Origin of the sequence: Thermogemmatispora sp., from assembly GCF_019683635.1 — a bacterium.
Lineage (GTDB): Bacteria > Chloroflexota > Ktedonobacteria > Ktedonobacterales > Ktedonobacteraceae > Thermogemmatispora.
On sequence record NZ_JADGIA010000017.1, the window covers coordinates 12915 to 39909 of the forward strand.

The 26995-nt window shown below is 60.6% G+C and carries 18 protein-coding genes and 1 pseudogene; 12 read left to right on the top strand and 7 right to left on the bottom strand.

Annotated features, from left to right (window positions below):
* Nucleotide 1 precedes the first annotated feature (1 nt).
* Entirely contained in the window at nucleotides 2-3139 is a 3138-nt protein-coding gene (locus tag IRZ31_RS03705; RefSeq protein WP_297149660.1) for an AAA domain-containing protein, read from the bottom strand.
* A gap of 195 nt (nucleotides 3140-3334) precedes the next feature.
* Here IRZ31_RS03705 and IRZ31_RS03710 point away from each other — a divergent pair, with 195 nt between their 5' ends.
* On the top strand, nucleotides 3335-4510 hold the full coding sequence (locus tag IRZ31_RS03710) for a DUF711 family protein (protein ID WP_297149662.1): 1176 nt from the start codon (nucleotides 3335-3337) through the stop codon (nucleotides 4508-4510).
* Nucleotides 4511-4630: 120 nt separating this feature from the next.
* Here the strand turns inward: IRZ31_RS03710 and IRZ31_RS03715 are convergent, their stop codons facing one another.
* The 5 genes from IRZ31_RS03715 to IRZ31_RS03735 form a co-directional block, all read right to left on the bottom strand.
* A complete protein-coding gene (locus IRZ31_RS03715) occupies nucleotides 4631-5236 on the bottom strand; it encodes a GAF domain-containing protein (protein ID WP_297149664.1) in 606 nt (201 codons plus the stop codon).
* Between the two features lie 424 nt (nucleotides 5237-5660).
* The gene (locus IRZ31_RS03720) at nucleotides 5661-6212 is read right to left on the bottom strand and encodes a universal stress protein (protein WP_297149665.1); all 552 of its coding nucleotides are present in this window, start codon (nucleotides 6210-6212) and stop codon (nucleotides 5661-5663) included.
* A 339-nt stretch (nucleotides 6213-6551) separates the two neighbouring features.
* Nucleotides 6552-6830, bottom strand: coding sequence for an ATP-dependent Clp protease adaptor ClpS (locus tag IRZ31_RS03725; RefSeq protein ID WP_052891517.1), 279 nt, complete (start codon nucleotides 6828-6830; stop codon nucleotides 6552-6554).
* 294 nt (nucleotides 6831-7124) lie between these two features.
* Nucleotides 7125-7712, bottom strand: a complete 588-nt coding sequence (locus IRZ31_RS03730) for a hypothetical protein (protein WP_297149669.1) — start codon at nucleotides 7710-7712, stop codon at nucleotides 7125-7127.
* A gap of 299 nt (nucleotides 7713-8011) precedes the next feature.
* Nucleotides 8012-10348, bottom strand: a complete 2337-nt coding sequence (locus tag IRZ31_RS03735; protein WP_297149671.1) for a hypothetical protein — start codon at nucleotides 10346-10348, stop codon at nucleotides 8012-8014.
* A gap of 421 nt (nucleotides 10349-10769) precedes the next feature.
* Here IRZ31_RS03735 and IRZ31_RS03740 point away from each other — a divergent pair, with 421 nt between their 5' ends.
* The 6 genes from IRZ31_RS03740 (at nucleotide 10770) to IRZ31_RS03765 (ending at nucleotide 20128) form a co-directional block, all read left to right on the top strand.
* Entirely contained in the window at nucleotides 10770-11642 is an 873-nt protein-coding gene (locus IRZ31_RS03740) for an SAM-dependent chlorinase/fluorinase (RefSeq protein ID WP_297149673.1), read from the top strand.
* 274 nt (nucleotides 11643-11916) lie between these two features.
* Nucleotides 11917-13302, top strand: coding sequence for a sensor histidine kinase (locus IRZ31_RS03745; RefSeq protein WP_297149675.1), 1386 nt, complete (start codon nucleotides 11917-11919; stop codon nucleotides 13300-13302).
* A 933-nt stretch (nucleotides 13303-14235) separates the two neighbouring features.
* Entirely contained in the window at nucleotides 14236-16131 is a 1896-nt protein-coding gene (locus IRZ31_RS03750; protein WP_112432803.1) for a PrkA family serine protein kinase, read from the top strand.
* Between the two features lie 320 nt (nucleotides 16132-16451).
* The gene (gene yhbH, locus IRZ31_RS03755; RefSeq protein WP_297149678.1) at nucleotides 16452-17600 is read left to right on the top strand and encodes a sporulation protein YhbH; all 1149 of its coding nucleotides are present in this window, start codon (nucleotides 16452-16454) and stop codon (nucleotides 17598-17600) included.
* 25 nt (nucleotides 17601-17625) lie between these two features.
* A complete protein-coding gene (locus IRZ31_RS03760; protein ID WP_297149680.1) occupies nucleotides 17626-19089 on the top strand; it encodes a SpoVR family protein in 1464 nt (487 codons plus the stop codon).
* 229 nt (nucleotides 19090-19318) lie between these two features.
* Nucleotides 19319-20128, top strand: coding sequence for a hypothetical protein (locus IRZ31_RS03765; protein WP_297149682.1), 810 nt, complete (start codon nucleotides 19319-19321; stop codon nucleotides 20126-20128).
* 120 nt (nucleotides 20129-20248) lie between these two features.
* Here IRZ31_RS03765 and IRZ31_RS03770 read toward each other — a convergent pair whose 3' ends face one another.
* Nucleotides 20249-20866 carry a sulfite oxidase-like oxidoreductase gene (locus IRZ31_RS03770; RefSeq protein WP_297149684.1) on the bottom strand — a complete coding sequence of 206 codons (618 nt, stop codon included), beginning with the start codon at nucleotides 20864-20866 and terminating at the stop codon, nucleotides 20249-20251.
* A gap of 381 nt (nucleotides 20867-21247) precedes the next feature.
* Here IRZ31_RS03770 and IRZ31_RS03775 point away from each other — a divergent pair, with 381 nt between their 5' ends.
* The 5 genes and pseudogenes from IRZ31_RS03775 to IRZ31_RS03795 form a co-directional block, all read left to right on the top strand.
* On the top strand, nucleotides 21248-23191 hold the full coding sequence (locus IRZ31_RS03775) for a hypothetical protein (protein ID WP_297149685.1): 1944 nt from the start codon (nucleotides 21248-21250) through the stop codon (nucleotides 23189-23191).
* A 76-nt stretch (nucleotides 23192-23267) separates the two neighbouring features.
* Nucleotides 23268-23687 (top strand): DUF2203 domain-containing protein, encoded by a 420-nt coding sequence (locus tag IRZ31_RS03780; RefSeq protein ID WP_297149687.1) that lies wholly within the window; start codon nucleotides 23268-23270, stop codon nucleotides 23685-23687.
* A gap of 50 nt (nucleotides 23688-23737) precedes the next feature.
* Complete coding sequence (prmC, locus tag IRZ31_RS03785) at nucleotides 23738-24607, top strand: peptide chain release factor N(5)-glutamine methyltransferase (protein ID WP_297149690.1); 870 nt, start codon at nucleotides 23738-23740, stop codon at nucleotides 24605-24607.
* A 305-nt stretch (nucleotides 24608-24912) separates the two neighbouring features.
* Complete coding sequence (locus IRZ31_RS03790; RefSeq protein ID WP_297149693.1) at nucleotides 24913-26328, top strand: MraY family glycosyltransferase; 1416 nt, start codon at nucleotides 24913-24915, stop codon at nucleotides 26326-26328.
* A 410-nt stretch (nucleotides 26329-26738) separates the two neighbouring features.
* Nucleotides 26739-26995, top strand: a pseudogene (locus tag IRZ31_RS03795) (hypothetical protein); the annotation flags it as partial.

Genomic DNA, 26995 nt, shown 5'->3' on the forward strand with positions numbered 1-26995 from the left:
CCTATTCCGTTGAAATAAAGGCCTCCAGCTCGCGGCAGTAGTTCAGAAGATCACCCAGGATCGGCAGCCCCTCCAGCGCGGCAGCATGCCCGACCAGGATCAGTTTGCGCTGAGCGCGGGTTAGGGCCACATTGAGGCGATGGGCATCGGTCAGAAATTCGTAGAGCAGGCTTCCCGGGGGTGGTGGCTGCGTCGTAGCGAACGAGATAATGATCACCGCCCGCTCGCCGCCCTGGAAGCGATCGACCGTATCGATTGTCAAAGCCGGATGAGGGGCGCCGTACTGTTTCCACACGAGATGACGGCGGAGATTCGCCACCTGAGCGCGATAGGGGGCGATGATCCCGATCTGTGATGGACCAACCCCGCGCCCAAGCAAAGCCGTCACCAGCTCGCGTACCAGGCGGGCCTCAGCCTGACTAAGGCGGGCCTCGCTCTCGGGAGTGGTCACATCGAGAAAGATGACAGGCTGGCTGGGACGCAGCGCATGCAGAATAGCCGGGCGCTCGCCCAGGCGCGGCCCTGCTGGCCCGCGCAAGCTGAGCTGACGCCGCGCCACCGTCGGATGGGCGCGCAGCTCTCCTCCATAGAAAGCGCGCGAAGGGAAGGCGGCGATCTGCTCATGCATCCGATACTGAGTTGTCAGGGCCACGCAGGCGCTCTCGGTTCCCGGGTGCGCGGCCACATATTCCTCATCGCGGCGCTTCAGCAGGCTAAACAGCGACTCGCGCAGCCCACCCTCCGCCGCCTCACGGCTGAGCACCAGCGGCGGCAACTGCTTTTCATCGCCCACCAGAATAAAGCGTTGCGCAAAGCGCAAGACTCCGAGCAGAGCTGGAACCGTCAACTGGCCGGCCTCATCGATCAGGGCCACATCGAAACGCAGCAGCGAGCCAGTCCCATCCTCCTGCGCTCCCTCGGGCGCATAGCGCTCAGAAGACCAGGTGGCTGTTGTCGAGGCCACCACAGGCAGCGTCCGCAGAATGGCCCGCAGCTCGGCGGTCGTCAGGCCGGGCGCCGCTCCCCCCTCGTCCTCCTGCGCTGCTAGCGGCTCTGATTTCGACGAGAGCGGTGCCAGATGCTTCAAGAGATGCTCCTGAACGCCCTCGGCCACGCTACGCTCATGGCCCAGACGCAAGTAATCATGGAAACCTTCTGCCTCCAGGCGCAGCAGCATATTATCCACCGCCTGGTTCGTGAAGGCCGCCAGCAAGACCCGCTCGCCGCGCTGGCAAAGGCGTTTGACAATCTCCGCAATGACTGCCGTCTTCCCTGTGCCTGGCGGACCGTGGATCAGCAGATAATCCTGCATCTGGAGCGCGCGCTCTACCGCCAGATTCTGCTCACGATTGAAGTCTCCTCGTGGCGCCACCGGTTCGCGACTGAAGCGCGGACGGCGCAGGCCGTAGACCAGCTCGCGCAGGCGCGGCTCCACGTGCAACCAGCGCCAGAGATTCTGCAGCGTGCGCAGATGGACCACATCCGTCGAGTGGCGCTCAATCAAAGTTGGATGGGCGATCAGCTCAGGTGTCCAGACAGCCACCTCGCGCGCGCCGATCTCCAGGATGGTCCCCGTGACCACCTCACCATCCAGGGGATGGCCGTCGCAGAGCAGGATCTCATCGCCGCTGCGCAGCTCCGAGCGGTTCTCGCAGCGGAAGCGCTGCACCCACTCGCCTTGCTCAGTAGGCTGTGGTGGCTCCAGAGGAGTCAGCCCGGCGATCGCCATCCCGCGCGCCACATGCTCAGCAACCGGTGCCTGCCAGAGCAGAGCCTGTTCCTGCTCGCTGGTTCGTCCCTCGACCTGGAGCAAGTGGTAGTAGCGAGCAAAGAAAGCTCGATCGCTCTCTGTGAGCGAGGTGGCCAGCGATGGCAGCGCGGGCGTACCTGAGTCAGCCGTTGACCCTTCCGTGGCAGCGAGCGCCGGCGGCTCCCAATCCAGCAGCCAGGAGACGAGGCGACACTCCTCCAACAGCGCACACTTCCTGCAGCGCGCCGGTCCTGGTGGAGCGCACGGCTCGCCAGTGACGTGGCTGATCGCCAGCAGATTGCGCTGCTCATTCACCTGCTGCAGCTCGCGGACTGAGAAGGGAATCCCAAAAGCCTGGGCCTCGCCAGGGGTGCCGCTATAGAGCAGAGTCGCCAGCGCCTTCTGCGTGCGAGCCTGGCGGCGGACAGTCAAGAGCGCGTGATAGCCGTGCACCTGCCAGCGATGATTGCGGCGCGGCAGCGGACCCGAGGCGCCGCCCGTCTTCAGTTCCAGCAAGCGCCGCCGCTCTCCCTGCTGCCAGAGCAGATCTAAACGCCCTTTCAGGCCAAGCTCTGGCGCCAGCAAAAACGTTTCAGCGCGCACCAAATGATCGCTGCCCTCCTCCAAGCTGCCTGCGATCCCCTCAGCCGACAAAGGAACGTCCCACAGCGTACTGCGCTGCTGCTCGAACCAGTTCGCCAGGCTCTCCAAGTGGGGCGCCACCTCTGCCTCCAATTGCTCTGGACCGATGTTCAAGAGCGCCAGCTCAAGGCGGCTGCGCTCCAATGCCTGGCGCAATTGCTGACGCAGCAGAGCCAGGGCCTGACCGCTTTCCGCCGTCAGCGCGCCGCGGTCATGGGCCTTCAACAGCTCCTTAAAGCACGCGTGGACCAGCGTTCCGCGCAGCGTTTCCAGGGTTGCCTCGCTGGGAAGCAGGCGCTGAAGCAGATACTGGCGAGGACAGTATTCAGCATAAAGCAAGTCTGTAATATTGAGCAATGTGTCCGGCTCCACCACAACCAGCGTCCAGGGATCAGCGCGATAGGAGAGCACAGGACGCCCGTGTTGCTCGGTGCGCTGGGCCGGCTTAGGCAGATGATAGACGCGCAGCCGCAACCCTCGCACGCTGCGCCCACGGGCCCGCAGCTCCTGCACCAGGCGCCGGTAGTCGCGGGTCAACTGGAGAGAGACAAGTCCCTCAGCACTTTTTAAGAGCACGCCGGGCAGGCGTTCACCGGAGCGCTCACCAGCCGTGGAGCCGGCTGATTGTTCCCAGGCGGCGAGGAGGAAGCCCTCAAGGCGAGGAACAGCACAGGGACGAGTCGAGGAAGCAAGAGAGCACAAAAAGCAGACGCCAGCCTGCTGCGCGGTCTCTGAGGTCGTGGACATAGCGCCTGGCTGTCACCTCTCTCCCTGGAAGCTTGCCGTCGGAGGCGGCGCGGCCCCTCGCACGTGGCTCGGTGGCCTGCCCGCTGCTGGCTCATGGCCTGGCTGGGGCTGGCGTGCTGGCGGCCTGCATTCAAATAGCGTATCCTGGAGATATTGTATACGGATAGCAACGAGGGAGGAAAGGAGTCAGCAACAATGGTCCCCATTCGCACCATCACCCTGGGCGTAGCCGAGCCGCATCCGCTGACACCTGCGATTGTCCGGCGCCTGGCCCAGCAACTGCGAACCATTGCCGCCCGTCTGCAAGAGGTGGGCTATGAGGTACAGACACTTCGCCTGGCCACCCGTCCGCTGCTCAGCGACCTGGCCGTCTGGCCGGCCAGGGACATCGAGCGTTACGGGCGCGAGCTACAGGAGATGCTGACCGAGGTCGAAATTGCCTTCTGCTCGCTTGGCCCAGCTCTCGTCACCCAGCCAACCTTTCCACTTGACCGCCTGGCCCTGCTTGCCGATTTGCTCATCGCTGGTCCGGCGCTCAACGCCAGTGTCCTGCTGGCCAGCAGCGCGCAGGGTTTGCGCCAGGAAGCGGCCCCTGCCGTAGCCCGGCTCATGCTCCGTCTAGCCCGAGAGACCCCTGAAGGCGATGGCAACTTCCGCTTTGCCATGCTTGCCTGTGTCGAGCCGGGCTGTCCCTTCTTTCCCGCCGCCTACCATCGCGGTCCGGCCAGCCTGGGTCTCGGCCTCCAAAGCGCGGCTCTCCTCGGCCAGGCCCTCAGCGCCGCTGCGGCAGAGGGGGGCCGTCCTCTGGCCCCAGAAGCCATCAGCGCCATCGTTCGCCACACACTTGAAGAGCAACTGGGGCCGCTGGCTGCCCTGGCGCGTGCGCTCAGCGACGAGCACCAGCTTCACTACAACGGCCTCGACCTCTCGCCTGCCCCCCTCGGCGAAGAGAGCATCGTGCCCGCCCTCGAAGCCTGTGGCTATGGCCTCATTGGTGATCCTGGCACCCTGACCGTCGCTGCCGCCATCACCCGCGGCCTCCAAAGCACCACTCTGCCCACCTGCGGCTACTGTGGCCTCATGCTGCCCGTATTAGAGGACGCCCTTTTGGGGAGACGTTGGGAAGAGGGGCGCCTGCACGTCCATCAGCTGCTGCTCTACTCCGCCGTCTGCGGCACAGGACTGGACACCATTCCTCTGCCGGGTGACAGCCCCGAGCAGACCATTGCCGGCCTCCTCCTCGACGTCGCCGCCCTGGCCATGCGCCTGCAAAAGCCACTGGCGGCGCGGCTCTTCCCTGTACCTGGCAGACGAACAGGAGAGCGCACAACCTTCACCTCGCCCTATCTCACCAACACGCTCATTCGGTGAAGCGCAGGGAGGTCGGCCTAACAAAAACCAGGTCAAGCCAGGACAGAGGTAAGCAAGAAGCAAGAGACGGGCAGGCGCAAAGTTGAGAATGGGGGCAGAAGTGGGTGCCACCGTGCCAGCTTACGCCTGGCGACTGAGGCTGCTCCCCCAGAGGGCATCCATCACGCCATCGTAAGAACTCTTGAGATTCTCGTATAGTCTGGCGTTCTCAATGGCGAGGGCGGCCAGACTGGCGAGCACGGTCAGGAACTGCACATCATCCTCGTGGAAAGTGGTCGGTTCGGCAGTATAAACGCGCAAGACGCCGATGACCTCGCCACGCACCTCCAGCGGTACACAGAGCAGCGAGACCAGGCCCTCGCGTCGCGCGGCCTCCTGATACTGAAAACGAGAGTCGACGCGCACATCGGGGATAAAGACCGGCTTGCCACTTTGTAGCACTTCATGATCGATAGGGCTGTGAGAGACATCGACCGGGCCTTTGCCGAGATAGTCGCTGCTCAGCCCGTAGGAGGCGCTGATCTCAAGCTGGCCCGTGCGCTTGTTAAACAGACGCAGCACACAGGCTTTCACCTGCATCGCTTCAGCGATGCTTTTGGCCACGCTGTGGAGCACCTCATCCAACTCAAGGCTGGAAGAGAATGTCAGCGCGGCCTGATGAAGGGCAGTATAGTAGTCCTTATGGGAGCGTGGCGGTGGCCCTGCATTCTGTGGACTGGTCGTCATGGCGAGACTCCTCCCAGGATTGAGCTAGTGATAGCCGGTTGAGTCAATAAAAAGAAGAATTCTGCTCACCCTAATTATAGCATATCAGCATGCTGACTGTGGTGAGAAAAAGACCAGCCTCTCCCAGGCAAGCGAGCGAACAGAAAAAGGCAGCCTGCACCGACCGCAAGCGCTCACCATATGTGAAGGACAGGAGGCACCCACAGAGCTGGGCGGCGCGACATAGTGGCGGGAGAAGCAAAGCCCCCGGCGGTGGCGCAGGTCTCACGCGCCGGGATGAAAGCCTCTCACGGCTCGACCAGACTTAGCAGAGCCTGGTCATATGGCGTGTAGCGTGTAGCGTGCGCCTCACCCGTATTCGGCGTATTTTGAAGCAGTCATAGGCGGCTAACGTAATGCATGCAGTATGGATACGAATCTATCGTTATTCCTTTGAGGCGTTAACATCGCTACTGCTTGTTGCGGCGGTCGCGGGCGTACCAGCGGCAGCCGTGCCATTGGGGTCCTGGATTACCCAGACCCGGCAGGGGGCATTGAGCAGCACGTATGGGATCGTCTTGCCCAGATTATTCTGGGAGCGGTGGCTACGCACCAATCCTAGCATAATCAGAGCGCAGCCGTGATCGCGGGCCTCGTCCACAATCGCCGGGCCGGCATCGCGGGCCTGGACGATCTCGGCGACAGCGTCGCAGCCGGCCTCTTCGGCAATGGCAATGGCCTCGGAGAGCAGCTTATTGGCGGCATTCGACTTCTCTGTGAGGACAGCCTTGAGGGGGAGGGTACGAGGAACTTCGATGATGTGGACCAGGTGAACCTTGCGTTTGGCGCGCTTGGCCATCAGACAAGCCAGCCTGACCAGTTCTGTATCCAGTTTCTTCCCCTCGACAATAACTGCGATATCGCCGGTGGCTCCGACCCCGGGCGCCTTGGTGGTCTCGGCCTCCTCCTTCGTTCTTGAGCGCCATAGGTGAACCATAGTGTCTCCCCTCTTCTCGATCTCGAATCTGACAAAACAGCATCATCTTCGTTCGGATCTCATGCAGGCCCTGCGCCTTGCACCTCTGCATACGCATGAAAGAACCTGCTTGCCGCATCCCTGCAGACCCTTCTACAGATTCTAAGTGGAAGAGACTGGCAGCGTCAATGGTAGTGAGCGCTGCTCAGAAAGCCTGCTGCCAGTCCTTGCTCTGTGTCATTGATCAGCCAACGAACGGACGAATGAACCACCAGTTGGCCAGCCCGGTCAGCTAGTAAGCAAGCGAGTTGGGTCGGGAGGCTTCTCGCTGTCGGGGCCGGGGACCCAGCCAGAGAGAGGCTAATCCGGTTCGATCGTCGCCGTCAGACCGTAGCTGAGCAGGCGCTCCTGGTAATACTCGGCCAACTCCTTGGGACAGACCACAACCACGGCGCTCCCTGTCACATGGGCTGTCAGCATGATGCGCTCGGCCTCCGGCAGCGTCAGGCTATTGACAGCATGCAGCAGGGCAGCGACCACATAATCCATCGTATTCTCATCGTCGTTGAAGAGAATGACCTTATACGGTGGAAAGAGCGCGTCGCGCAGGCGCGCGAGCTTCTCCAGATCAACCTGCAGTCTCGCTGGTGGCACAGTGTTCCCCTTCATACGCTCTTTCTCCCGCCTGAGCGACCTCTGTGCTTCTGCCCAGGGCCGCCGGCGCTTGCCGATACTTTGCTGTAAATCTATTCTAATTCTAATCGAGAAACCAAGATATTACCAGTGTTTGCCCAGCAGAGTGGTAAGACCCTCACCTGCCTCATTATTGCTATGACGTTGTTCGATAAGCAGACTGCAGCCAGCGCTGCGCCATTGCTAGCAAGCGAAAAAAAGCGGGAGCAGAGCGCTCCATTGCGCCCGGCTCGCCGCTTCTCACTCCCGGCGGCCCACACTCCGATCGATGCGGCCTCCGTTATTGAGCAAGATCGCCCGCGCACGGGACCTACGGCTGATGTTCTCAGGATCGAGTAAACGCAGAGCAATCACCGTCCGAGCCTCGCGTGTGGGAGCTGATGCTTGAGGGAGGCGTGACAGGTCCTGCCCGATAGCGCCGCGCACCCGGCTCCCGCGGACAAAGGCAACTACCACGCCGCCAATCAGGCCCACTACCACCCCGATCAGCGTAATCAGCCCGTGCTCAGAGGCGGGAAAAGCAAAGCCCAGCGCAAAGGCCAGCAGGCCCACCACCAGGCCCGCCACCAGTGCCAGCACCAGCAGCAGCGCCGGCGAGGGTCCGCTGCGCGTCGTCTGCAAGAAGAAAGTGCTGCGATCCTGGCGTGGGCCGTGATCGCGGAACTCCCCTCCTTTGACTGCCCCGGCACTCAGGCGATAGATCTCCTCATCCTTGAAACCCTCCCGGCGCAGCTTCCCCTCTGCCGCGCTTGCTTTCTCCTCATCGCTAAAGACAGCGAGGAGATCGTAGTCGGCAAACTGTTGCTGTTGTTGCTGTTGTTGTGGCATGAGAATGGCTCCTGCTAAGGGTGAAAATGCGCTCTCTTAGCACCAGACATTATAGCCAATCTGCGTGCCGGGAGGTAGCAAGGCAAGCGACCGCCTCTTCTCTCCTTGCCCGCTGGGGGAGAGCGCTACCAACCAGAACGGGGCAGGCGAGATCAGCTCAGACGGACAGCTATTAATAATAAGGAAGGCCCGCGGTGGCGGGCCAGACCTCTTCCTGTTTTATTTTGTGTGCTTGTTGGTTGAGCAGATCAGCCTCACGCCTGCTGGATGGAACCGGCCAGGGGCAGGAAAAGGCTCACTCAGGACGACCAGCTGGCGCGCACCTCGCGCAGCTGCTCTGGTGTCAAGATGCGGAACAGGATGAGCAAATTCTCAAGATCGTATTCCAGACCCATCGAATGCAACTCCTGGCGGATGCGGCCTAGCGAGCGGATCTGCGCCGTATTGAGCAGGCCATAGCTCACCAGGCTAGCCGCCAGCAGCTGATCGGGGGTCAGCAACTTGAACATGAGCAAAATCTCCCCCAACTGATAATTGAGATCGACCCCACGGAGCATGCGTTGAACGTTCTGCGCTACCTCCAGGCGATCAGGCGGCACCAGATGGCCTTCCAGCAGGACGCTGCCGAGCGAACGCGTGGCCCGTCCATTGAGAACTGGCGGTGACTGCTGCTGTTGCCGCTGCGGTGGTGGCTCCATTGGCGGCAGGCTTTGCACAATATCAAGCAAGGTCGTATCGGACGTGATCGACTCACGCTCAAACGCGGGACGGCGCGCTGACTCGACCGGAGCCGCCTCTGCATGCATCATCTCCTTCTTCGTCTCCTCGTCAGCCGTGGCAGCCAGGTCGTCGCCGGGCAGGGGCTGACCGGTGACCGTGGGCGCCTCCCGTTCGACTCGCTCCACGGAGCCAGTGCTGCTCATCTGGCCAGAAGAGAGGTGCTCAGCGCGGTCTGCGTTAGTGCCGCTGTAGGCCGGGCGCCGTTCGACCGCCGGCTGCTCAGCGGTGTAAGCTCGCGGCTGGGCAGTATGAGCTGCCGCCTGGCTCTGGGCGGGGGCTGGGGCCGGAGCTGAAGATGGAGCAGCCATGCGCAGAGAGGACAGCTCGCCGATGGTCGGGCTCGCGCCCGCCAGGGCCTGCAAGTGGCTGCGAGCCGCGGCATGCGACTCCGAGCGCGAGGGACGATAATCAGGCTCCTGGTCCGATTGCAGTCCCTGGATCGGGGCCGCTCGCAGCGAGGCTGTGCTCAGCGGCGAAGGCGAGGCCGGTGCTGACGGAGCCGCCGTAGCGCCGCCAGGCGGGACTGGCGCCTCGCCTGGCTCTGGCCCGCGCTCTCCAGGTGCAGAGGCCGCGGCGCGCTCGCGTAGCAGGCGCGTCAGCTGAGCCAGGCTTGACTCGCCTTTCTCCTCGGGCGGCGCGTACTGCGTATATGCCTGGCTGGGCTGATAGGGACTCTCCTGAACGAGCGGCTGATAAGCTGGCGCTGGCTGTGAAGCCTGTGATGCCGAGGCAAAAGGCGAAGGACTGGCCTGGGTCATAGAGGACATGGGTGGCATCTGCGGCGGCGCTTCCTGGGGAGCAAGCCCCGCCTGTGGCTGGGGCAGCGGCCCCGAAGCCTGCGAGCGCGGCGCCTGATAGAAAGCCTCCGCCGGCCCCTGGATGAACGGCTCCAGCGGCTGAGATCGCTGCTGGGCATAGAACTCCAGCGGCGCCGATTGGGCTGCCGCAGTATAGTATGCCTGGGCCTGGTTGGGCGAAGGAGCAGCGTGTGAGGCAGGCGAGAACTGGCCAGCCTGGTTCAGCGGCGGCTGGCGGGTGCCTGCATTGGCTGCCGCTGAGACAGCGGGTATGTGAGCTGAGGAAGGAGAGGCGGAGGTCACAAACCCGTCGGGACTCTGGAAGCCGCCCGCTCCGAAGGCTGCCCCCCAGGCAGCTTCCTGCATAGGAGCAGGAGCCGGCACGGAAGCAGGGGCCGGCGAAAAGCTGCGACTGCCCGGGTAGATTACCGCGCGGATCTTGTCGGTGAAAGTCGGCGGCGGGGGAGCGGAAGGGGCAGGCTGTACACTGGCCGTATAGGCCGACGGAGCCGGCGATGACTGCCGCTGAAGCTCGCTGATCTGGCTCTGGCCCGGCGAAAAGACCGCCGGGTGAGGAAGCGTCTGCTGCAGACTTGTCAGGGTAGGAGAGGGCGACGCCTGCGTTGGCACATCGGCCAGGCGCACCTGGGGATGCGAGGCCGTGGTTGGCAAAGGTACCTGAGCCCGGACAGCCTCGACCAGGCGCATGATGCCGAGCATGCCATCGACCTCCACATCGACAGTCTGCCGATACTCCTCGGGATCATACGGGCCGTAGCCGGCCAGGTTGGCGCAGCGATAGGTCAGCACCAGTACACCACGCCCACGACGCTGAGCGTCTAGTGCCACCCAGAACTCACGGCGCCCTGCCGCCGCCTGGGCCAGGTTGACCAAGACCAGCCGCACCTGATGGCGTGCAATCGCGTCAAAGACTTCCACTGCCGTGCGAGCTATATGGCACTCATAGCCGGCCAGCTGCAGCTCGCTACTGAGCAAGGCGGCAAGTTGCTGATCGCGTTCGAAAATAAGAATATGCGAGCCACCGGTACTGACGTTCATCGGCTCATGCAGAGCGCATCCCCCGGACTGCAGAGATGGGGAAGAAGCGCCGCCTCCTTTTCCATCGAGTTTCGACTGTCTGTAATAATCGTGTGCGAATGAATCAAATAGGGAATGTTTCACTGCAAAGCTGCGTTTTGGCCGGGAATACCCAGACCACCCGCTCGTAGCGCAGAGAGAACAGGCTTAAGAAAAGCTGAAATTGCCTGGACTATTCTTCTATTCTACCTGTATTCTCGTCAGGACCGCTCTATATCGTGGCTAGTATAGCATACAATGGCTAAGGAAGGGTAGCCGCCAGTACCATTGAGCGATTCTGCGGCCCTGCCCCCTTGACAGGGTAGCCGTGAATGACTACACAGAAAGGAGAAAACGCCCGGCCTTCACGGCAAGGCCGAACGAAGCGAAGAGAGAAGCTATTATGGTACAAAAAGAAGAGCAGCCCCGAGCGGCCAGCGCCAGTGGGCAGGCTGCCGTTCGTCCATCTACTCCGGTGATTGCCCTCATGACCGACTTTGGCCTGCGCGACGGCTTTGTGGGCATCATGAAGGGAGTCATCGCCGGCATCGTGCCACAGGCCCAGCTGATTGACATCAGCCATGAGATCGCGGCCCAGAACGTCGCTGCTGGGGCCTGGTTGCTTTCAACGGCCTATCGCTATTTCCCCGCGGGCAGCGTTTTTCTCTGTGTCGTTGATCCAGGGGTGGGCAGCCAGCGGCGGGCCATTGCGCTGGAGGCCGGCGACTGGTTCTTTGTCGGGCCAGACAATGGTCTCTTCAGCTATGTGTTGGCCGAGCAGCCGCTGCGCCAGGTTGTGGCCCTGGAGAATCCGGCCTATCGTCTGCCGGCGGTTAGCACGACCTTCCACGGGCGGGACATCTTTGCTCCAGCGGCGGCCCATCTGGCGCGTGGGGTTCCGCTAGCTGACTTTGGCCCCCTGCTCACTCCTGACTCGTTGCAGCGCCTCGATCTCAGCCAGCCGCGGCGTGAGGGAGGGCGCATTGAGGCCAGAGTCATCTACATTGACCACTTTGGCAACCTGGTGACAAGCATTCCCCTGACCCTGGTGCCCGATCTCTTCACCGCCCCAGGTGTGCGCCTGCTCATACCCGGGCGTCACTTGACCATTGAGCGTCGGCAGCCCTTCTTTGCCGGTGAAGCCGGCGAGGGCGAACCCTTTGTCTACAGCGACAGCGCCGGCTATGTTGGGGTAGCCATTCGCAACGGCAACGCTGCCGCCACGCTGGGCATCGCCGTAGGGGAGGCCGTGACTTTAGTCATAGAGGAAGCCTAGTTCTTTCGGCACTGGCGCCTGTCGGAGCCAGCGGCTATACTGGTCGATGTAGACAGGGATCGACAGCACGACCAGAGAACAGGGGTCGACCCATCCCCTCGACGGGCCGTTTGTCATCCTGGGTGCACCCGTCAGGATGGGTCGATCTCCCTTCTGTCAGCAGCGAGCCGGTGAGTCGACAGCCACCGCTGTCTCGTGTGACCCTCGCTCAGGAGGCTCTGGAGAGGAAGGGCAGCTGGACACTATGACCACCACAAGGAGGAACGCACACCACATGGCGGCTGCCAGCGAAGCTCAGCAGCGATTCTACCGTCACTTGCGCCTGTTTGGCCTGCAATGGTTCCTCTTTTACATCGTTTCCCTGGCGATTGCTGACTATGTGGTGCTGAACTCTTCCCCCAGTTACTTTCATAACTGGCGGGCTGTGACCATCATCCTGCTCTCGTTACTCTTGCTCCTGGTACAGGCTTTCCATTTTGGGCCTATGTGGCTACTGCGGAAGCGTCGCTGGCCCCCAGCGCGTCCCTATGCCCTGATCCTTTGGGCCTGTTGCTATCTCATCTGTCTGGTGCTGGCCTGCATTGACCGCGGCCTGGCCTGGGACTACTGGCTCGTCTTTGGTCTCTGCTTCGCCATCTTTGAGCTGCCTTTTCTCATCTGGCCGCTGCTCTGCTCGCTCCTGACCTTCCTGCTGCTCAGCGGGGTCGTCCACTGGCCTCTGGAGCTGAATGATCTGGGTGTGCTGGGGGGACTACTTCTCTCGCTCAGCTCTGCGGTTATCTCGGCTTTTACCATCGCTCGCCTCTTCAATGAGCAGAAACGCAATACGCGCCTTTTACAGGAATTGACCCAGGCCCATAGTGAGCTGGAGGAGGCCCATCGGCGTCTGGCGCTCTCGGCGGCTCAGGAACAGGAGCTGGCCGTCCTGCGCGAGCGCACGCGCCTGGCGCGCGAAATGCATGATACTCTCGGTCATGCCCTCACCCTGGTCAGCGTCAAGCTAGAGGTACTGCGGCGCCTTGTCGGTCGGGACCCGGAGCGCTGTGAGCGGGAGATTGTCGAGACGCTGCAAGTCACGCGCGAGGCCATGAACGAGCTGCGCGCCGCCATCGCAAAGCTACGTTCGCCCGTGCTGGCCCAATGCTCGCTAGGCCAGGCCGTGGCCGCCCTGGCCCAGCGCCTGGCCGCTCGCTGCGGCTGGGGCCTGGAGCTAGACCTTCCCCCCGAGTTGGAGCATCTGCCTGGTGACCGGCAGGAGATCCTGCTCAAAATCATTCAAGAGGCCCTCACTAACATCGAGAAGCATGCCCAGGCCACGCAGGTCTTGCTGCGGTTGCACACAGAAGCTGGCCGGCTCCAGCTTACCATTGCCGACAACGGCGTTGGTCTGCCGCTGGAGGTACAGGCCCAGCTCGCGGCCAGCAACCGGGACGGCGCACCAGCAGCCAGCGACAGTCTTTTCGGCCCGCTCACGGAGGCCGGTCCGGGGCCGGGCCACTATGGTCTGATCGGCATACGCGAGCGCGTGCACGAGCTAGGAGGCGAGCTTCGTCTCTGCCAGCCTGCTGGCGGAGGCTGCCAGCTTGACCTCAGCATTCCCCTCATCGAAGCCCCACGCGAAGCCCCACGCGATGTCATGTGCGACCCCTCTTGCTCTTGAGAGGAGCACGGGTATTCAGATAAGCGACCAGGGCGGTCTCCTGACAGCGACCTGCTCCGGTGGCGCTGGTATTGACCTGGGCTGACCGCTTGTGCGGCAGCGACCGCGCATCCTGTCGCCTTGCCCCGCGCCGCAGGCCACGCCGGCTAGCCAGCGCTACGCTTCTGTCTCTCCGGCCACAGTGGCTTACCGCTTTCTCCTTCGACAAAAAGAAAGGATCTACACGGACCAGCTCAGAAGGGGGAGAGCCGGCCAGCAGGGGGGCCGGGCTGGCGATCAGATAATGACCCAGATGGGTGATGTTGAAAAGCGGCAGTCGCCACTTGACAGGGGCCGGTCTGTACTGTATGCTACGATTACCGTTACTGTTTACTCTGGAACACGTCTGAATCGAGCAGCATATGCCATTCGACCAGGCAAGGTCTCCCCTGCGAGGGGAACAGGTGGAACCTCTCGGGAGGGGCGCAGGGGCAAGGAGAAGGAGGGGAGAGAACAGGAAGCAGGGAAAGTACTTGCTCCGCGTGGCCCGAGGGCCAGACGCACAGCGGCCCATCTTCTCTGCAGCTTGGCAAGCCGCGAGAGGGTATTGAGGGCGAGAGGAGATGCGGAAGGAGGGCGAGCAGAAGATGCAGGCAGCAAATATAGTTATATCACATGTTGCAACGTAGAAAGGGCTGGTTCTCTAGCTTGGCATGCAGATCGAGCAGAAAACCAGCCCTTTGATATCATAGTTTACCTGTTTTTCGCGCCGGAAGGAGCAGCAGTCATTGTAGTCATAGCAGGCATAGAAGGAAAGGAACCTCGGCAAAGGCGTACACCCGGTGTAACAGTCAGTAAGCGTTCTTCCCGTCCCGCCGGCGCTGGTCTGAGGCGAAGCGTCCCGCCTGCAGAATCAGCCGGCAGCCTAGCAGACAGAAGAAGAAAGGGTAACCTATGGACCTGGTGAAGCGGTTAGAGGAATATCGGGACCGAGAGCGAGCACTTGCGTGGGAGGGGACGTTCGCCCAATACTTTGAGATCGCGTGTAAGAGGCCGAAAGTCGCCCGCCTCTCGCATGAGCGCATTTACGACATGATTATGGAGGCGGGGGTCGAGACTACGCGCAACGGCGAACTGCGATACAACTTCTTCAGCCAGGAGATTTTTGGCATCGAGAAGGCGCTGCAGCAGATCGTCGACTACTTTCATTCGGCAGCCCAGCGCCTGGAGGTGCGCAAGCGCATCCTGCTGCTGATGGGGCCGGTTGGAGGCGGCAAGTCGACCATTGTGCAGTTGCTCAAGCGGGGCCTGGAAGCCTATACGCGCACCGAGGCCGGCGCCGTCTACGCGATCAAAGGTTGCCCGATGCATGAGGAGCCTTTGCATCTCATTCCCCAGGAGCTGCGCCCCGATATCGAGAAGGAGTTCGGCCTCTACATCGAGGGCGATCTGTGCCCGCGCTGCCGTTACATGCTCGACAACGAGTATCACGGGCGTATCGAAGATGTCCCCGTCCAGCGCATCGCCTTCAGCGAGAAGTATCGTATCGGCATTGGCACCTTTACCCCATCGGACCCCAAGAGCCAGGACATCAGCGAGCTCGTTGGTGGCATTGACCTCTCGACCATCGGTGAGGTCGGTGTCGAGAGCGATCCCCGCGCCTACCGCTTCGACGGCGAGTTGAACGTTGCCAACCGCGGCCTGATGGAATTCATCGAGATGCTCAAGGTTGATGAGAAGTTCCTGTATGTGCTGCTCACCCTCAGCCAGGAGCAGAACATCAAGACGGGCCGCTTCAGCATGATCTATGCCGACGAGGTGGTGGTCAGCCACACCAATGAGCATGAGTATCAGGCTTTCGTCGGTAACAAGAAGTCCGAGGCGCTGCAGGACCGCATCATTCTGGTCAGGGTGCCTTACAACCTGCGTGTCTCCGACGAGATCAAGATCTACGAGAAGCTCCTCAAGCAGAGCGCTCTGCACAACGTGCATATTGCCCCGTACACGCTGCGCATTGCCAGCATCTTCGCCGTGTTGACGCGCCTGGAGCCGTCGAAGAAGGCCGGCATGAGCCTGATGAAGAAGCTGCGCCTCTACGATGGCGAGGACATCGAGGATTTCAAGCAGAAGGATGTCCGCGAGCTGCAGGAGGAGGCCCAGCGCGAGGGCATGGACGGCATTTCGCCGCGCTATGTCATTAACCGCCTCTCAAATGCTCTGGTGCGCCAGAATGTGACCTGCATCAATCCGATTGATGCACTGCGCGCTCTGCGCGATGGTCTCGATCAGCATACGAGCATTACGCGTGAGGAGCGCGAGCGCTACCTCAACTTCATCAGTGAGGCGCGCAAGGAGTACGACGAGCTGGCCAAGAAGGAGGTGCAGCGCGCCTTTGTCTACTCCTATGAGGAGGCGGCGCGCACGCTGCTCAACAACTACCTTGACAACGTCGAGGCCTATTGCAACAAGACGAAGCTGCGCGATCCCATCACCGATGAGGAGATCGATCCCGATGAGCAGCTGATGCGCTCGATCGAGGAGCAGATCGGCATCACGGAGAACGCCAAGCGGGCTTTCCGTGAGGAGATCCTGATCCGCATCTCGTCGCTGGCGCGCAAAGGACTGACCTTTGACTATACCAGTCACGAGCGCCTGAAGGAGGCCATCGAGAAGAAGCTCTTCGCCGATCTGCGTGATGTCGTCAAGATCACAACCTCGACGCGCACGCCCGATAAGGAGCAGCGGCGCAAGATCAATGAGGTAGTCGAGCGTCTGGTAACGGAGCATGGCTACTGCTATGTCTGCGCCAATGAGATCTTGCGCTACGTCGGGAGCCTGTTGAATCGCTAAGAAACGGTCTTCCAGGGGGTGAACCAGCCGAGCCGCCGAACTACGCAGGCCCTGGCGTGGTCGTAGCCTGCCGCAGCGCCGAGCAGCCGATCGCGCCGCGCCGCTCTTCTGCCCACCTCTTGTTTGCCGGTCGCCTGATCCTGCCAGGCTGACCAGACCAGGCACGACGAGAGCAGAGGTCAGTCTGGGCCAGGGCGTGTGATGGGGAGGCGGGCCAGGCCGGGCCGGCAGGTAAGGCAGGACCAGGCGGCCTGCCAGGCCAGGGGTTCATCCCCTGTTCTCTTTTCGCTTCCGCTTCCAGCCAGGAAGGAGTGTGCGCTATGTCCGTCTCACAACACGATTGGTCGCTGCACCGCAAGGGGCAGATTGACCAGGAGCGCCACAAGGAGAAGATTCGCGAGGCTATTAAGAAGAATCTGCAGGAGATTGTCAGCGAAGAGAGCATCATTCTCTCCGATGGCAAGAAGACGGTGCGCGTGCCGATCCGCTCGCTGGAGGAGTACCGCTTCCGCTATGATCCTGGGCGTCAATCTCATGCGGGCCAGGGCGATGGGAAGAGCCGCGTCGGCGATGTGATCGCTCAGGAGCCACGCGCGGGCCGCGGCAAGAAGGGCGAGGCGGGGAAAGATCCCGGCTACGACTACTACGAGGCCGAGATCAGCATGGAGGAGCTGTCGGAGCTGATCTTCGAGGACCTGGAGCTGCCCAATCTGGAGCAGAAGCGCCAGCAGGAGCTGCAGACCGACGCCGTCCGCTTTACCGATATCCGCAAGCATGGCCCGCTGACCAATCTCGATAAGAAGCGCACCATTCTGGAGAATATGAAGCGCAACGCCGCCAAGGGCGAGCCGCGTTTTCAGGACATCAAGAACGAGGATCTGCGCTTCAAGGTTTGGGAGCCAACTATTCGTTACGAGTCGAACGCCGTCGTGATCGCCATGATGGATGTCTCCGGCTCGATGGGCGAGTTCGAGAAGTATATCGCCAGAAGCTTCTACTTCTGGATGGTACGCTTCCTGCGCACAAAGTACAATAACGTCCACATTGTCTTTATCAGTCACCACACCGAGGCCAAGGAGGTGACGGAGGAGGAGTTTTTCCACAAGGGCGAGAGTGGCGGCACCCAGGTTTCGTCGGCCTATGAGCTGGCGCTGCAAATCATTAAGGAGCGCTTCAATCCCCACGACTGGAATATCTACCCCTTCCATTTCTCGGATGGCGATAACCTTCCCTGGGATAATGATCGCTGCGTGCAGCTGGTGCAGCAGCTCATCGAGCTGTGTAATATCTTCGGCTACGGCGAGATCCGCGAAGGCCACTATCGCTCTCCCAGTACGCTGATGTCGGCCTATAGCCGCATCACGGACAAGAAGTTTGTGGCGGTGACGATCTCTGACAAGAAGGAAGTCTATCCGGCGCTGCGCAAGTTCTTCGCGCGCCGCGGCGATGCTGTGCCTGCTGGCAGATAAGTGCAACTGCAAGGGAGAGATGCCTATGGCGGATAGCGATCTGGAGCGCCTGCGTGATCGCATCGGCTATGCCTGGGAGATTGCCCATGAGTTCGGGCTGGACCCCTTCCCGACTCATTTCGAGCTGGTCCCGGCCACCATTATGTATGAGTTTGCTTCCTACAGCCTGCCGGGCCGCTTCAGCCACTGGACTCACGGAAAGGCTTACTACCGTCAGAAGATGCTCTATGATCTGGGGCTGAGCAAGATCTATGAGATGGTGGTCAACACGAATCCGAGCTACGCCTTTCTGATGGAGATGAACGATCTGCTCCAGAATACCTTTGTGGCGGCGCATGTCTTCGGGCATACCGATTTCTTTAAGAATAATGTCTACTTTCAGCATACGTCGCGTCGCATGATCGAGCGCGCCAGTCTCAATGCGGAGCGCATCGCCAAGTATGAGTTCGATCATGGCAAGCTGGAGGTGGAGCGCTTTCTCGACGCCGTGCTCTCGATCCAGGAGCATGTCGACTACCATCTCTTCTTGAAGGGAGAGGATGAGGGGGAGGAAGAGGAGCAGCTCAGGCGCGGCGAGGTGTCTCGCACACGGCCCTCAACGGAGTACGACGATCTCTGGGAGCTGGATCGTGAGGAGAAGGAGCGTCGCGCCGAAGAGGAGCGCGAGCGTCGCCGTGGTCGCCCCCCGAAGTTCCCCGAGAAACCGCAGAAGGATCTCCTGCTCTTTTTGATCCGTCATTCTCCTATTCTGGAGCCGTGGCAGCGCGATGTGATTGAGATTGTGCGTCAGGAGTTCCTGTACTTTGTGCCGCAGATGCAGACAAAGGTCATGAATGAGGGTTGGGCCTCTATCTGGCACTCGCGCATCATGCGTGAGATGGCCGATCGCGGCATGCTCTCCGATGCCGAGGCGGTGGAGTTCGCGCGCATGCACGCGAGCGTGCTCTCGCCCTCGCGCACATCGCTCAATCCCTACTACCTGGGTTACAAGATTTTCGAGGATATTGAGCGCCGTTGGGATAACCCGACCAGGGAGGAGCAGGAGCGCCTCGGGCGCAAGCCAGGCATGGGCCGCCAGAAGATCTTTGAGGTCCGTGAGCTGGATAACGATGTGTCGTTCTTGCGCAACTATCTGACGAAGGAGCTGGTCGAGGAGCTGGATCTCTACCTGTATAAAAAGGAAGGCGATGAGTGGGTGATTGTGGAAAAGAACTGGGAGAAGGTGCGCGACGGCATCGTAGCCAGCATGACGAACTTCGGCTTCCCCTATATCGTGGTCGACGATGGCGACTATCGCGGCAACCGTGAGCTGTATCTGCGCCATCTACATGAGGGCCAGGACCTCGACATGGTCTATGCTGAGAGGACGCTGCAGTATGTCCATCAGCTCTGGGGTCGACCGGTCCATCTGGAGACAGTCTACGATGGCAAGCGTATTCTGCTCTCCTACGATGGTGAGCGCAATAGCAAGACGACACTTGAGCGCTAAGCCCATGTCGCTTTTCAGGGACTGGCGCGGCAGGCGAAAATGCTGGGACGCAGCTCATTTCGCTGCCGCGCTCTTGTCTTTTTGGGAGGCCTCGTCTATACTACGACTGTCTACAGTAGTGTACTTTCTTGCACTTCCTCCAGGCACTTGAGGGGTCGCGCACATCGTTGATAGATCCTCCTCTTTCTCTCCTGGCATGGAGCGGTGATTTTCTGCAAAGGAGGATTCCATGCCATTTGGCCCTCATCTGATCATTTCTTGTGAGAAAGAACAGTGGATTCTGGACCGCGTGTACTATGAACCGCAGCAGGATGATCAGGAGACTTTTGCGAGCGCTCTGGGTCAGGTAATCTACGATGCTCAGTGGTACGTGGTGACCTCTGAGCGTCCCTACAAACAGGGTTTGCCCAAAGGGATCTTGCTGCGCGTTGTTCTAATGGGGGAAGAGACCTTAACAGCTGCTCATGAGGAGGTGCTGCGGGCAGAGGGCTTCAGCCCGGAGGCCCCGGGCTGGGTGCTGCGCTTCCCTCTCAGTTGGGAGTTGGATCAGAACTATCGGCTGCTGCAAGAGGAGCTGGAGCGGCGGGTCGATCGCCGTGATCCTCGCCTTCCTCACGATGAGCATACCAGTGTGGCAGTGCACAATCTGAAGGCCCTCATAGAAGTTGCGCGTACAGCGCTCGGCCTCGATCTGGATAGCTCCTTTGAGAGCGTTAAGAAGCTGGATGAGCTGCTCCTCATGGAGGGGGTGGAACCGGAATGGCGCTTTCGGGTCTTCTCACCGGCGACGCTGATCGCCTGTGGCGACTATACGGCTGAGGTGGCTGTGCGCACCTTTCCTGAGCTGTACTGGAGCGACGATGAGCCGGATGAGGCTTATCCGCTGGCATTTGAGGGAAGCCTCACGCCAGAGAGTGGCAGGGGAGGAAAGATGAACCCACGCGGTAAGGCCAGGAAGCGCTGTCTTTACGGAGATGGAGACTCGCTCTATAGTTTGATCGCGGTAGTGATTGACCTGCTGCGCCGGAACCGCTCCTAGCTCTCTCTCAGCCGACGCGCCGGTGCTCCGGCCAGCCGTGCTGAGGTCAAGCTCTGGCAATGGCGGGACGGGGCGACCGGCGCGCGGTCTGTGCTCTGTTGCCTGCTAGCGAGGAGACAGCTACCAGTAGCGCTCTTCTGCCCACGGGTCGCCGCGGTTATGGTAGCCGCGCATCTCCCAGAAGCCCGGACGGTCCTCGGCCATGAACTCCAGCCCGTCGAGCCACTTCGCGCTCTTGTAGAAGTAGAGCTTGGGAACGACCAGGCGCACCGGGCCCCCGTGGTCCGGCTCCAGGTCCTTGCCATCGTGCTTGATAGCAATCAGCACGTCATCATCGTCCAGGCTGGAGAGCGGCATATTGGTCGTGTAACCGGTCCAGGAATGGGCCATGACGTATCTGGCGCTCGGCAGTGGGCGGGCGCGCTTGAGAATCTCGCGGATGTGGACGCCTTCCCAGGTGTTATCGAAACGGCTCCAGGTGGTGACGCAATGGATATCGGTGGTAATGGTCACCCGTGGCAGCGCGAGGAACTCTTCCCAGGTCAATTCAAAAGGCTGTTCGACCTCACCGGTGATCTTGAGTCGCCAGTCGGGCGGGAAGCTCGGTGTGCGCTCGTAGCTGAGCACTGGCCATTTCTTGGTCAGGTACTGGCCAGGCGGCAGCCGGTCTGGTCCCGGGCCCTCTTTAGCGTTGGGATTGGTCGCTCTTTCAGATGCCTGTCGTTTAAACAGACTCATGCTGCTGGACTCCTTATACCTGGTGATTTTCCAGGTGAGCAATAGCTGGCAAAGGTCAGTCGGACAGTATATTACATCAGTCATAACAGTCTCGCCCAGGGGAAAATTCCCCTGGGCTGTCAGAGAAGAGGGCGGCTCAGGAGGGCTGCGGATGGACGGGTGTTGTGCTTTAGTCGACCAGGCACTACAATAGAGGGGCGGCTGCGCAAGCGAGGGAGCCGGCCCAAGAGAATCAGGCTGCGGAAGCCTGAAGAAGGAGCATGATGGGCCGGGAGAGAGACCATCAGTGCTGGATCGAAGCCTGATCAGCTTCCTCGCTTCACGAATGAGCAGATAACCATACGGGTTGCCTACTGGCGGCGAGGCAGGAGGGAGCGAGCGATGATTACGGTGCTTCTGGCAATCGAGGGGACGCTGATTGTCATGGCGATCCTGACGGTGGGGCGTCTGGGATTTGGCCGGCGAGAGCCGTTTGTGGCTCAGCGCTTTCTACGCTGGTTCGGGGGGTATTTCCTCTTCAATCTTCTCTTTTGCTTTCTACTGGTCTACTTTAATCTGCCAGCTCTGACCGGGCCACTGGGAGGCTGGCAATGGGTGCTCTGGCCGCTGGCCATCAGCAGCCTGGCGAATCTCTTTGCGCTGGTGCGCCCGATTTTCGGGGCCAGAGAGGAGGGCGTGACAGGGACGGGGAAACATAGCGCGGCGCGCAGGCCAGGGGCCAGACAAGAGGAGACCAGCGGACAGAGTCAGTCCATCTCGCGGGGGAACGTGGCGGCTGGCCTGTTCGGGCTGGTAGTTGTGGGGATTGTTGGTCTGGTGGTTTCGGGGCTGATCGTCGTCTTTACTACCTGGTTTGATAGCAATGCCAAGGCTCTGGCGGCCATTCCCCAGATTAAAGCGGCCAACTCGCCGACGCTGCCCCCTACCGACCCCAACCATATTGTGCTTGTCAGTCCGGGTGTGGCGGCTTACGAGGGGCAGCAAGTGCTGGGGGCCACTGGCCAGAATCTGGGATCGACCTACAATCTCGATCCTAACAGCTACACTCTGCAGTCCATTAACCATCACCTCTACTACGTGGCACCGCTCAGCTACAACAATATCTTTGTCAATCTCTCCAACGCTCATACCCCTGGCTTCGTGGTTGTCGATGCTGAAAATCCCGAGGCGACGCCGCGGCTGATGACTGGGGGAGATAAGACCCTGGCCTATCTCCCGGGGGCCTTGCTCAATCAGGACCTGCTGCGTCACGTTTATCTGAGCGGCTACACTTATGGGCGCCTGATTGATCCAACGCTGGAGCTGGATGACCAGTATCATCCTTACTGGACCATCTCGCTGATGCAGCCTTCGCGTGGCTATACCGGTGACGTGCTCAGCGAAGTTCTGCTGGTTGATGCCCATACTGGCCAGATCACGCGCTATCGTCCCCAGGATGTTCCGAGCTGGGTGGATCGTGTGATGCCGGCGGCGACCATCACGCAGTACCTGCAGTGGTGGGGCCTCTACCATGCCGCCCCCTGGTTCAATCCTTCGGGGGCCAATCAGCAGGTGCCGGCGAGCGAACCCCAGCTGCTCTATAACAGCGTCGATCAGCCGGTCTGGTTGGTGCCGATGACCTCCTCCTCTCTCAATGACAATTCCAGCACGGGCATCGTCCTCTTTGATACCCATGCCAATCGAGGCACCTTCTACCCGCTGACTGGGATTGGCATCGGGAGCAATGTCGAGAATACTATTCAGTCGACGCGAGCCAACCTGCGCAGCTACGATGTTGATAGCGTACAGCTCTATCAGCTCTATGGAGAACCGACCTGGGTCGCTATCTTTGTCCAACATGTCAGCAGCGGCAGCATCTTTCAGGCTGTGGGCATTGTGGATGCGCGCAATCTCAATGGCAGTAATGTCCAATACGATACGACGCTGAGCGGCGCCTTGCAGGCTTATCAGCAATGGCTGACGCAGCAGGCATCTGCCGCTAACCGCCCGACCAGCGGCACCGTCAAAACCGTGGTGGGCAGGGTGGTGCGTATCGCCTCGGTTCAAGAAGGGTCAAATACGGTCTTTTACCTGCAGCTTGCTGGCCAGCCGTACATTTTTACTGCCAATCTCTCGCTTTCGCCGAAATTGCCGCTGGTGCAGCCTGGGGACGTGGTCAAAGGCGACTATTATGATAGCGGTGGGCAGGTGATGGTCTTTAAGACCTTTGACGATTTGAGTATTCAGCTCGCTGGACCAACGGAGACCCCGTCTCCGACGGCTTCCCCGCCAGTGACTCCGACGCCGCCCCCCGTGAGCAGGAGCACCCCTTCCGCTGGTCACTAGCCGAGACGTTGGGTGAGAGAGAGCGGCAGGGGAGAGAGCCGGAGTGGCAGTAGCACTATGAAGAAGGAGGGTTGGCATGCCTCATTATTTTACGCGCGAGGAGGCCGAGGCCCTACTACCTGTCATCTCGCCGATCCTGCTCCATATTCAGGAGCAGCGGCGCAGGCTCAGGGAGGGAGAGGAACGTGCTCATGCGATTCGTCTGCGTATCATGAAGAACGGTCACAATGTGAATGAGACTATGATGGAGATTCAGCGTGAGCAGGTTCTTCATCTACGGCGGCTACAGGAGGCGCTGGAGGAGCTAAACGAGTTGGGCTGTGAGTTGAAAGATCCCGATATGGGTCTTGTTGACTTTTTGAGCCTGCGCGAGGGGCGGGAGGTCTATCTGTGCTGGCATCTGGGGGAAGAGCGCATCAAGTACTGGCACCCGCTCGATACAGGCTTTCAGGGGCGTCGCCCACTGGATGAGGAGGAGAGGGAGAACGGAGCCTGAAGCAGGCTCTTGAGTCGGGACGAGACGGAACGACTCGGGGAGGAAGGTTGATGACTGTCAAAGAGGCTCTGGAGTGGGGGCGGCGTCTGCTCCAGGCGGCGGGGCGTCCCGCTCGGGAGGCTGGACGCGATGTGCAGGTGTTGCTTGGCCATGTCCTGGGGGTGGAGCGCTCGGCTCTCTATGCCCATCCTGAACGAGAGCTGACAGAGGCAGAGCTGCAGCGCTTGACGGCCTTGCTAGAGCGGCGTCAGCGCGGTGAGCCAGTTGCCTATTTGCTTGGTCACAAGGAATTTTTTGGGCTGGACCTGCTCGTCGATCGGCGCGTGCTCATTCCGCGCCCGGAGACGGAACTCCTCGTAGAGGCGGTTCTTGCAGAGGCCCGGAACCGCTTGAGCCGGGGAGAGGTACCGATCGTAGCCGATATTGGCACTGGCTCGGGAGCTATAGCCGTGGCTCTGGCGGTGAGCGAGCCGCGCCTGCCTTACCTGTATGCCTGCGATCGCTCGGCGGCAGCGCTGGAGGTTGCGCGGCTCAACTGTCAGCGGCATGGAGTCAGCCAGCGCGTGCGTCTGCTGCAGGGCGACCTGACGGAGCCGTTGCCCGAGCCGGTTGATCTGCTGGTGGCCAACCTTCCTTATGTGGGCACCGAAGAGCGCGAGCTGCTGGCCCCGGATGTGCGCGACTTCGAGCCAGCGGAGGCTCTCTTCGCCGGTCCCCGTGGCTTAACGCTACTGGAGCGCTTGCTACGACAGCTTCACGAGCGTCCTGTGCTTAAAGAGAGGGCGATGGTCTTTCTGGAGATTGGCTATCAGCAGCGTGAGGCGCTAGAGGCGCTCGCACGTCAGCTCTGGCCTACGCTGCAGCTTACTTGTCTGCGGGATTATGCGGGTCAGGAGCGCCTCCTCATTCTGACCTTCTGAGGCGTCTTCTCTACTGCAGGCTGGCCGAACCGAGAGCTGCCGGGGAAAGGCGACTACTGTAACGGTAAGGAGGGGAGAGCATGCCGCCTATCCTCTCTTTCCCTTGCTCCCCCCATTCTGGACTAGTATAAATCGGCGAACTCATTGCGTTCCTTTTGAAGGAGTCCGTATAATCGGACTACCGTCGTGTTTCTGGGTGGTCCCCTACCACGATGGAAATGGCAGGGATGGCCGGCCAGAGCGACGGAGAGGCAGACGAAGAACACGGTGAGGAGCAGCGACAGGCTCCTCACAGGAGACGGTACATGGTCCAGGCCGGTGACTTGCAGTTGACTATGGCGGCGCTTCTGCCTGTGGCTTCCTGGCTTCCTCCGCTGGCGCTGCCGTTGCTCGGAGGCATTGCTGCTTTTGTTCTGACCTATCTGCTGACCTTCGCTGTGCGGGCGCTCTGTCTCCGCATGGGTTGGCTCGACTATCCTTCAGAGCGCCGTGTGCATACGGTCCCTGTCCCTCGTTTGGGGGGCGTGGCTATTTTCCTCTCGTTTGTAGTGGCTTCGCTCCTCTTCTATACACCGGCGCGCAATATTCCTACTTCTCTGTATGTGGAAAGCACGGTTTACTGGCTCTTCCTGCTGGCTTCACTGCTCTTGGTGACGGTCCACCTCATCGATGATCTGATTGGTTTGAAACCTCTGATTAAGTTGCTGGCACAGACAGTAGCGGCGGCGATTCTCCTGGCGCCCTGGGAAGGGCGCTTTCATGGGATCTTTCTCTTCTCCTTCAATAATCCTTTTGCCCCTGGCTTGGTCTATCTGGGAGTGCATGATAATGCGATCACGCTAGCGGCGATCCCAGCCCTCTGCTTTACCTGGTTCTGGATGGTGGGCATGATGAATACGGTCAATCTGATCGATGGGGTCGATGGGTTGGCCGCAGGAGTGGTAGGGATCACCGGTCTGTTTACCGCTTTGATTAGCTGGGTCTTCCATCAGGAGAGTATCGCGGTACTGGCGGCGATCTTCACGGGCGCGGTGCTGGGCTTTCTGCCGCATAACTGGAATCCGGCGCGTATCTTTATGGGCGATACAGGGTCGATGTTTCTGGGCCTGGGACTGGCGGTGATGTCGACGATTGGCGGGGCCAAGCTGGCTCTGGCCTTGATGCTGCTCGGGGTGCCGATCCTCGATGTGGCGGTGGTGGCGATCAATCGCGTGCGCCACGGTCAGCGCCCCTGGCACTACGACAAGACGCATCTGCATCATCGGCTGATGGCCGCCGGGTTGACGGTGAAGCAGATCTGTTATCTGTTTTATGGGGTAACATTTGCCTTCGGGGTGCTGGCGGCTAGTCTCTCAATTTTGTCGCTCGATATCGCTAATCGTCAGAATGCGCATCTCTTCAAGTTTATCAGTATCCTGCTGGTGGTGGTGATTATGGTGGCCCTGATCGTGTGGATCGATTATCGCCAGCGTCAGCGCGGGGGACGCCTGCAGCTCGGCGACGCCACTCCGTCTGGTGACGCTGAAGGCCTTGCAGTGCCGACAGCGACCCAGGAGCAGGAGCCGACGCTGCCTGTGGAGCACCTGACCTCGACCCCTGCCCCAACGAAGAACCAGGCCAACGGCAATGGTCGGACGCAGCCAACCCCAAATGGCGAGAATGCTGCCCGCCTGGAGCCAGGAGAGCTGCGACTGCAGACCGGCATGGATCAGATGCATTAGTGGCCTTGAGCTAGCCAGGCTGGCTCAAGGCCATTGCCTGTACGTTGATACGTTTTTGTTGAGACCTGGTCGATCTTATCGACGTCTTTGTTCTTTCCTCGGCTCTATCATCACCAGGTCCTGCGATAAAGCAGACTCTGATCGCGCGGATTGCAGGGGTAGGTGGGAGAGGCTGATATATGCCCCATGAGGTAGTGCAAGGGTGCACAGACACGCTCTGGCTGATTTCCCTGTGGACCTCACAACAAGAAAAAGGACTAGCCAAAAGACTCAAGCCTGTGCTGGTCTGAGAAGACAGAGGAGGTTATCCTCGGATTGGGGGCAGGAGAGGATGGAGGCTTGAACCTGCAGCGGCAGAGTAAGGGTCTCCGCTTTTGGGAGTGCTCAACCTGCTCGCGGGGAGCCTGCCCATGTTGCTGGTGCTAAGCAGAGGATTGATAAAGCGGCTGCTGTTGCCCCGTTGGCTATGGGGTAGCCTGTCTATCAGCGCTGGTAGTCTCTTTGGGGCTTTGTGGCTGGCCATCCTGCTGCCGTCGCTCATGCTCTGGCTTGGCCTCTCCCTCATCGGCGGGTGGCTGCTGGGAGCTTCTCCCCTGGCAATTGTCATCTGCCTGCTGATGCTGGGCCTGGGTCTGGCGGCTGCCGCAGCTCTATCGTTGATGGACGG